2 protein-coding genes and 1 pseudogene are annotated in these 1,856 nt (G+C 67.6%); all 3 read right to left on the minus strand.

The features are described from left to right. Positions 1 to 225 (minus strand): annotated as a pseudogene (locus ACOJSN_RS20655) (ABC transporter ATP-binding protein); the annotation flags it as partial. Between the two features lie 103 nt (positions 226 to 328). Further along, the gene (locus ACOJSN_RS20660; RefSeq protein ID WP_420114364.1) at positions 329 to 556 is read right to left on the minus strand and encodes an AsnC family protein; all 228 of its coding nucleotides are present in this window, start codon (positions 554 to 556) and stop codon (positions 329 to 331) included. A gap of 175 nt (positions 557 to 731) precedes the next feature. Beyond that, positions 732 to 1,856: glycosyl hydrolase family 65 protein (locus ACOJSN_RS20665; RefSeq protein ID WP_420114365.1), on the minus strand; the 1,125-nt coding region annotated here is incomplete at its 5' end.

Here is a 1,856-nt window from a genome sequence, read left to right on the forward strand (position 1 = left end):
GAGCGCGGCCGCCGCCTGCACCCGGTCGATGACCTGCTGCACCAGCAGCGGCTGCGCGAGGCTCGTGGCAGCGCCCAGCACCGACAGGATCAGTGCCGCGATCAGGAGGCCGCGATTGAGCACGAGGTAGGGGAGCAGCTCGCGGAGGGAGGCGCGGGGGCCGTCGTCGGAGCGTCGCCGCCCGAACGGGCTGCGCGCTCTCGCGCGTGGCTCGGTAGCAGTCATAGAACGTTGCCAGCCATTTCCTGCGTTGAACGTGGTTTCAATCGGCCTTTCGGGGCCCATAGGTCGAGGAACGTCACAGTCGCTCGACGGCGGTGCTTGTCGTTCACCTGCGACCGTACTTCTTGTGGACGGCCTGTTTGGTGACGTCGAGTGCGATCGCGATCTGCTGCCACGAGTAGTCGAGCTGTCGGGCGTGCCTGACGAGCTCGGCTTCCTTGCGCTCGAAGTCGGCGAGCACCTGCCGGCGCTGCCGCGTGTGCTCGATCAGTTCCCAGATCACCTCGACCGAGGCGCCGCCGTCATCGGCCTCACCAACCGCTGTCCTCACCATGGCGTCAATCTACGTTGACGCAGGGGCTGTGTCAACTCACGTTGACGATCGGTGCTGGGTCGCCCCGATGCTCGCACGAGTGTGACGTTCCTCGAGGTATGGGCAGGGATAGGCCGATTGAAACCACGTTCAATCGAGAAGGGGGTCGAGCGGCGGGGCGGGGCGGCGGAGCGGGCTACTTGCCGTTGCCGTTGAGCTTCTTGCGGCGGTCGGGGTCGGGGACACCGGCGGTGTAGACCATGTTGTGCTCGGTGCTCGAGCCGATCAGCGGCATCGTCCCGAGGGTGCCCTCGATCACGGGCCCCTGGTCCGCCAGCGGCACCACCACGGGACGGTCGGGCTCGATCAGGTGCTGCCTGCCGCGGACCGACACCGACACCGCCGTGCCCTCCACGAGCTCGAACGTGATCTGCTCCTGCTCCACACGGACCTGGAGGCGCGCACCGTGGAAGCGGACCTTGAAGGTGAGCGCGGGCCACTCGGAGGGCAGTCGCGGGTCGAACGAGAGCGAGTCGTGGTGGTCGCGCATACCCGCGAAGCCGTACACCAGCGCGCTCCAGACGCCACCGGTCGAGGCGACGTGGATGCCGTCCGAGGCGTTCCCGTGCAGGTTGGCGAGGTCGACGTAGAGCCCCGCGTGGAAGTACGTCAGCGCGAGATCGGCGTACCCCACCTCGGCGGCGATGATCGACTGCACCACCGCCGAGAGCGAGGAGTCGCCGGTGGTGATCGGGTCGTAGTACTCGAAGTCGGCGCGTTTGCTCTCGCGGCTGAACTCATCGCCGTGCAGGAACAGCGCGGCGACCACGTCGGCCTGCTTGAGCACCTGGAACCGGTAGATCACGAGCGGGTGGTAGTGCAGCAGCAGTGGCCGCTTGTCCTCAGGGGTGGCGGCGAGATCCCACACCTCGCGCTCAAGGAAGTGCTGGTCCTGCGGGTGCACCTTGAGCGCCTCGTCATAGGGCACGTACATGCCCTCGGCGCAGCGCGCCCACTCGTCCACCTCGGCCTCGTCGAGGTCGAGCTGCCGCACCAGCCGTTCGTAGTTCTCCGGCCAGTACTCGGCGATGTGCCGGCACCACTGCGCGGCCTGGCGGAGGTTGTCGCGCGCCATCACGTTGGTGAACAAGTTGTTGTTGACGACCGCGGTGTACTCGTCCGGCCCGGTGACCCCGTGGATGTGGAAGCGCGGGTGGGCGCCCGCCAGCCAGAAGCCGAGGTCCTCCCACATCCGGGCGGTCTCGACGAGGATCTCGATGCCCTCGCGGACCATGAAGTCCTCGTCGCCCGTGGCGCTGAC

The sequence above is a fragment of the Pseudactinotalea sp. genome (genome assembly GCF_048594945.1).
Lineage (GTDB): Bacteria > Actinomycetota > Actinomycetes > Actinomycetales > Beutenbergiaceae > Pseudactinotalea.